This is a genomic window from Buttiauxella izardii, assembly GCF_003601925.1.
Lineage (GTDB): Bacteria > Pseudomonadota > Gammaproteobacteria > Enterobacterales > Enterobacteriaceae > Buttiauxella > Buttiauxella izardii.
The window spans coordinates 42,812-49,499 of record NZ_QZWH01000033.1 but is presented as its reverse complement, the minus strand read 5'-3'; the positions used below and the strand labels follow the sequence as shown (position 1 = coordinate 49,499).

The 6,688-nt window shown below is 50.1% G+C and carries 5 protein-coding genes; 2 read left to right on the top strand and 3 right to left on the bottom strand.

The window, feature by feature from the left end; all coding sequences use genetic code 11:
* Together D6029_RS22855 and D6029_RS14935 are read left to right on the top strand one after the other, a co-directional pair.
* The coding region (locus tag D6029_RS22855) for a bacteriophage T4 gp5 trimerisation domain-containing protein (protein ID WP_418230266.1) at positions 1 to 1,659 on the top strand (1,659 nt) is incomplete at its 5' end.
* A 28-nt stretch (positions 1,660 to 1,687) separates the two neighbouring features.
* Positions 1,688 to 2,290: a hypothetical protein gene (locus D6029_RS14935; RefSeq protein WP_120065512.1), complete on the top strand. Its 603-nt coding sequence runs from the start codon at positions 1,688 to 1,690 to the stop codon at positions 2,288 to 2,290.
* A 106-nt stretch (positions 2,291 to 2,396) separates the two neighbouring features.
* On the opposite strand, the gene treC is transcribed toward D6029_RS14935, so the two are convergent.
* The 3 genes from treC to treR form a co-directional block, all read right to left on the bottom strand.
* Positions 2,397 to 4,049, bottom strand: a complete 1,653-nt coding sequence (gene treC / locus D6029_RS14930; protein WP_120065511.1) for an alpha,alpha-phosphotrehalase — start codon at positions 4,047 to 4,049, stop codon at positions 2,397 to 2,399.
* 45 nt (positions 4,050 to 4,094) lie between these two features.
* Positions 4,095 to 5,513, bottom strand: coding sequence for a PTS trehalose transporter subunit IIBC (gene treB, locus D6029_RS14925; RefSeq protein WP_120065510.1), 1,419 nt, complete (start codon positions 5,511 to 5,513; stop codon positions 4,095 to 4,097).
* A gap of 124 nt (positions 5,514 to 5,637) precedes the next feature.
* The gene (gene treR / locus D6029_RS14920) at positions 5,638 to 6,585 is read right to left on the bottom strand and encodes a trehalose operon repressor TreR (RefSeq protein ID WP_120065509.1); all 948 of its coding nucleotides are present in this window, start codon (positions 6,583 to 6,585) and stop codon (positions 5,638 to 5,640) included.
* Positions 6,586 to 6,688 lie beyond the last annotated feature (103 nt).

Here is a 6,688-nt window from a genome sequence, read left to right as displayed (position 1 = left end):
GGCGACCCCGACCAGCCGATTATCACCGGGCGCACTTACCACGCCGCCAACCGCTCGCCGGGCGACCTGCCGGGCACCAAAACCCAGATGGCGATACGCTCGCAGACCTACAAGGGCAATGGTTATAACGAACTGATGTTTGAGGACCAGACCGGCCAGGAACTGCTGTCGATGCATGCCCAGAAGGACATGAAAACGGTGGTGCTGAATAACCGCGATACCGATGTGAAAGTCGACCACTCGGAAACTATCGGAAATAACCAGAGCATCAGCGTTGGGCTGGGGCAGACGGTGAAAGTCGGCAAGGAAAACGCTGGAGGGCATGACCAGAAAATCACCGTGGCGCACGACCGTAATATCACCGTCTGCAATGACCAGACGCTGAAAGTCACCCGCGACCGGACGGTGGACAGCGGACGTGATGACAACCTGTATGTGGAACGTGACCGTAAAGTGACAGTGAAGGGCAAGCAGGAGCACAGGACCAACGGAAACCACATCAGCCTGGTGGAAGGTAAGCACAGCCTGGAAGTAAAAGGCGACCTGGCGCGCAAAGTGACCGGAGCGCTGGGTATCCACGTTGACGGCGATATTGTGCTGGAAAGCAGCAGCCAGATTAGCCTGAAGGTGGGAAGTTCATTCATCGCAATACACCCGGCCGGTGTGGACATTATGGGTGTGAAAATCAACCTGAATGGTGGCGGGAGTCCGGGGATGCCGGTTCAGACGCTGGAAAGCACCCTGCAAGGTGAAATGAGTAGTGATGACAATAATACAGCGGAGAATAATAAAGGGAGCGATGATTCCGGCGGTGGTGGTGATGGATTTGGGGAGCAGGAGCCATCGAAAGAGAAGGACATCGTAGAAAATGATACAGATATAATTACTACAGAGACGATGGTAGCAATGCCGATCGACCGTAGCAGAAAAAGGATCGGTGTAGGCGAACAAGTAAACTTAACTTGCAACAATGAAGTCACTGCTTGGTCTTTGTTATCAATAGAGAGCGGCGTTTTGTTAAAAACAGGTAGCCATTCGGCTAGTTTTACCGCCTCTGACAAAACAGTGAAAGCGATGGTGACAGCTACGACGGCCAATGGAGAGAGTAGTGTTCAATTCATTATTGTGGAACCTTCAGCATTTGTGATGAAACGGGTACCAGGCTCGCCACTCCTCCATCACAACGGTTTTCCTGAATGCGGATGGCTTGGTAGACCCTATGTTGAACCTATTGATGTCAACTTCTACGCCATCTTTATAAGGGAAAGAGATTCCCAAGCTACTGGTACAGGGCCTTATGGGGGTTTGACAGGAGCGTGGCACGGAAGATACCCGACAGGAGCGTCCGATTGGTTTGGCATCGTTGCCCAGGAATATTCCCCTCATCTGGGAAATACTCTTGATTCAAGTATCTATGACACTATTTTTGCCACTATAGGGACTCATGCAGGTAGTGAAACACCATTTATAGCTTGTACTCTTTCAATGCCAATATTATGGGAGTGGACTATTGATAAGACTAAAATTTATAGTTTCCCCGGAACAGAACAAAAACATGAGATATTTACTGATGGACGTTGCACAACTACTAAAACAGTACATCATGAAACCACAAATTACACTGATTCAGATAGCGGTCTTAAGTTTATGCGTCGTTAGTTCTTTCTCAATACATTGTGAGAGTGAAATGAAAAATAATATTTATATGAGTTTGCATGAGGTCAGCGATAAAATACAACATTTTGAAAAAGACCCCACTCTTGAAAGCAATAATGCTAACTTACGAAGTGCAATTTCAATTTTAAATAATAGTGATTTTTCTCGGAATGAATCTTCACTATCCAATTATAACAAATATAGAGTAACTGCCCTGAAGTTGCATCTAAAGATTGTTGCGTTATTTGAGTTGTATTATATTGAAAATTATAAACCTGATAAGCCTTATTATATGAATCTCATGCCTCCTCAGAGTTCTGTAGATGCACCAGTTTTTGGTCCTGTGGACTCTATGCAAATTAAAGATAAGACAGTGCGTGAGAAATATATGTCAGACATTAATGAAAACAATAAAATCGGAAGGGAAATTTCATTTCAAAGTGAGTTGGCTTCTCTAAAAAATCTTTTGCAGACACCGGATGTGAAATTAGGGAGCATTGCCACTGTTGAGTATTTCATCAAAAAATATTATACCAAAGACTCGGCTTCTGAGGCTGAGATAAAAGAAGTTATTGGGCGCTCAGAGTTAAGTGGTAATGTTAAGAATAGAATTATTGAAGATATCACTAAATAACATTAATATTTTCCACTCATGGGGATTAAAAGGCGAAGATATCATAGAATGGGTGTTGAAATAGTAAAAGCCCTTACGGGCTTTTACTTAAATTAATGCAACCGTATTACTGCAACCAATAAACCGCCTCAAACGGCCGTAAACTCATTTCACCTGGTTTACCCGCTGCATCAGCGTAATTGCTCATCAGCACATCCCAGTCACCTTCAAAGGCTTCCGGCATCCACCATTGGTTTTCACGGCTGAGGTTGGCGGCAACGATCAAGGTTTGCCCTTGCCATTCGCGGCGATAGCACCACAAATACGGATGCTCAGGCAGCAGATCCAGATAATTACCCCAGGTGAAAACAGGGTTCGCTTTACGCAGCTTAATCAAATTTTGATAGGCGTAAAACACGGAGTCCGGGTCATCGACCGCCGCTTTGGCGTTGATCGTTTGGTAGTTATCGCACAGGTTTATCCACGGCGTGCCATCAGTAAATCCGGCATGTTCGCCATCATTCCATTGCATCGGGGTGCGGCTGTTATCGCGGGATTTACTGGCGAGGATCGCCAGCAGATTGTCGCTATCACGGCCTTGTGCGCGCAATTCTGCATACATGTTGTGACTTTCCACATCGCGGTAATCGACGATGCGTTTGAAGTGCGGGTTCGTCATTCCCAGCTCTTCGCCTTGATAGATATACGGAGTGCCCTGCATTCCGTGGAGCACCATCGCCAGCATTTTTGCCGCCGGAACACGTAACTCGCCTTCATCGCCAAAACGCGACACGATGCGCGGCTGATCGTGGTTACACCAGAACAACGCATTCCACGCCACGTTGTGCATGCCTTGCTGCCAGTGACTGAAAATGGCTTTCAGCGCCACGTAATCTGGAGCCGCCAGCGCCCATTTTTGCCCGTTGGGATAATCCACTTTCAGGTGATGGAAGTTGAACGTCATCGACAGTTCATCGCTGTTAAGCGCCGCGTATTGCTGGCAGTTATCCAGCGTCGTTGACGACATTTCACCCACCGTCATCAACTCGCGTGGCACAAACACATCGCGGCTCAACTCTTGCAGATATTCGTGAATGCGCGGCCCGTCGGTGTAGAAACGACGTCCGTCACCGCCTTCAATATCGTCCGGGAAATCCTGATCTTTCGACACCAGATTGATCACATCAAGACGTAAACCATCCACGCCGCGATCGGCCCAGAACTCACAAATCTTCTTCAGTTCAGAACGAACCTGTGGGTTTTCCCAGTTCAGATCCGCCTGCTCTGGCGCGAACAAATGCAGATAATACTGGCCGCTTTCCGCGTGCCAGCGCCAGGCGTTGCCGCCAAATTTAGAGCGCCAGTTGTTTGGCAACACATCCGGCGTGCCGTCGCGCCAGATATAAAACTCGCGGTATGGGCTCTCTTTATTGAGCGCTTCGTGGAACCAGGCGTGCTGAGTGGACGTATGGTTAAACACCATATCCAGAATGATGCGGATGCCGCGCTCATGGGCACCGGCCACCAACAAATCAAAATCATCCAGCGTGCCGTAGGTGTGGTCGATGGCGCAATAGTTCGCCACGTCGTAGCCGTTATCCACCTGCGGGGAAACATAAAACGGAGTCAGCCAAATGGCATCAACGCCCAGCAGTTTGAGGTAATCGAGGCGTTTGATGACACCAATCAGATCGCCAGTGCCGCTGCCGGTCGTGTCCTGAAAACTCTTCGGGTAGATTTGGTAGATGACGCCATGTTGCCACCAGGGAGTTGAGTTCATAATCCTTTCCTAAATCGAAGGGGCCAAAATTGGCCCCAGGTAAAACTAAACCACTAACAAAGTGCCCTGACGATGTTTGCGCTTATACATCACGCTGGTCAGTATGATTGGAACCACCACCGCAATCAGCATCGCGAGGGAATACACTTCCCAGTAACGCGGCTGAATGGACAAAATACCCGGCAAGCCGCCGACGCCAATCCCGTTCGCCATCACGCCGCTCAGGCCACACAGCAAGCCCGCGATACCTGAGCCAATCATCGCGCACAGCATCGGGAAGCGATATTTCAGGTTGATGCCGTACATCGCCGGTTCGGTCACGCCGAGGAAGGCGGAAATCGCTGCCGGAACGGAAATCTCACGTTCGTTATGTTTACGGCTACAGATAATGATGCCGACAACCGCAGACGCCTGAGCAATGTTAGACAGTGCAATCAGCGGCCACACTGGCGTTCCGCCCATGCTCTGAATCATCTGCATGTCGATGGCGAGCGTCGTCTGATGCACACCGGTAATCACCAGCGGTGCGTACAGGAAGCCAAACAGTGCGGCACCAATCGGTGCAAAACTTCCCGTCATCAAATGGCGAACCGCAAACGCCACACCATCACCAATCCAGCGACCAAACGGGCCGATAAACGCATGAGCCAGGAACACCGCCAGAATCAGCGAACACACAGGCACTATTACAAGATAGAGGTAATCTGGCACGATGCGTTTCAGACGCGTCTCAATAAAGCCCAAAGCCAGGCCCGCTAACAATGCTGGAATCACTTGCGCCTGGTAACCAACTTTCTCAATAGTGAACCAGCCAAAGTTCCACACTTCGGGAATTTTGCTACCTAATTCATAGGCATTCATCAGCTGCGGTGACACCAGTGTGACGCCGAGCACAATACCAAGGATAGGTGTCCCACCCATTTTTCGCACGGCAGACCAGCAAATTCCGACCGGCAGATAGAAGAAAATCGCTTCGCCAATCAACCACAAGAAGTCGTAGATTGATTGCAGGGAAGGGTGCATTTGTGCCAGCGTCTGGCCGTTACTCATTGGCAAATCGCCAATCACATTACGGAAGCCGAGGATCAAACCGCCGCTGATTAATGCCGGTAACAGCGGGAAGAAAATTTCTGCGAAGTGGGAAATAAGCTGCTCGTGCCATTTCATGTTCTGGCGCGCGGCGAGTTTCGCTTGTTCTTTATCTGCGGTGCTATGCCCTGTAGCGGCGATCAGCGCCTTGTAGTAATCGCCCACTTCCGGGCCAATCACCACCTGGAACTGCCCGGCGTTGGTAAAGCAGCCTTTCACCATCGGCAGCTCTTCAATCTCTTTCGGTTTCGCAATTGCGGTGTTGTTCAAAACAAAGCGTAAGCGGGTGATGCAGTGACTGACGGTGGCAATGTTTTCACGCCCGCCGACCAGTTCTATCAGCTTATCGATATCCTGTTGTTTCACTTTGGCCATGATGAGGTTCCAGAGTAAGGAGAGAGTTTTTATCTGCTGCAAGGTTATCTTTTAATCTTCCCATCGAAAATGGGAACGTTCCCGAAATCCAGCGACGATCACAATAAACCGTCATCGTGGGGTTTTACTGGAGAGTGCTGGGGATAACGATCTGGCGCAGTTCGCGGGCTTGTGTGACTTGCCCGATCAACTGCAATACCGACTGGCGGCCCGCTTCGGCGTACCCTGGGTCGACGGTAATAATTTCTGGATGCAGGAACTTCATCAGCGGCGTATTACCGACGCTCGCCAGTTGCAGCGTGGTGCGTTGGTGTTCTTGTAGATATTTGCTGGCACCCAGAGCGAGGGTATCGGTGGCGCATAACAGGGCGGTGGTTTCCGGCAGCAAAACTTCAGCAACGTGCTCGTAGCCCTGTTTCATCGCCAACCCCGGCAGCGCCACGTTTGGCGTCAGTTGATGTTGCTTGCAGAAGGCGAGATAGGCCTCATGGCGGCGTAAACCGGTGGTCACATCGCTATGCGGCACGCCGAGGAAACTGATCTGGCGATGGCCTTGCTCATAAAGGCGCGACATCAAAATATTGATGGCCCCTTCGTCGTCATAACAAACCGAGGCAAACCCTTTGGCATCACGCGCCATCAGCACCAGCGTCGCTTGCCACGGGGCGAGCATCTTTTCATTAATGCCGGTAAAACCGAACAGAATCACGCCGTCGATATTGCGGCGCTTGAGCATTCCCAGGTGTTCTTCCACCAGTTCCGGGTCGAACTGGCTTTCCATCATGATCGGGTCGTAACCCTGCTCGTAAAGCGCCGGCAGCATGGTTTGCACAGCGAGGTTTTCCGATAACGAATCCAGACGCGTCACAATAATGGCGACCACTTTATCGCTCTGCCCACGCATCGCGCGCGCCGAACGGGAAGGAGAAAACCCTTCTTGCTGCATCACCGCTTCTACGCGTTCACGTGTGCGAGCACTCACTCCGCTTTCATTATTCAATACACGAGAGACGGTAGATTTACCCACACCGCTTAAGCGGGCGATATCTTTTATCGTGAGGCGGCTTTGCATAACAATCCTTATTCCCGGCAATCAATTGCTCATTAGAGTACGGCGGTCAAACAATATCACAAGGGAAAAAATTCTGGTTTACGTTAGGTTGATGTTTCGGGGC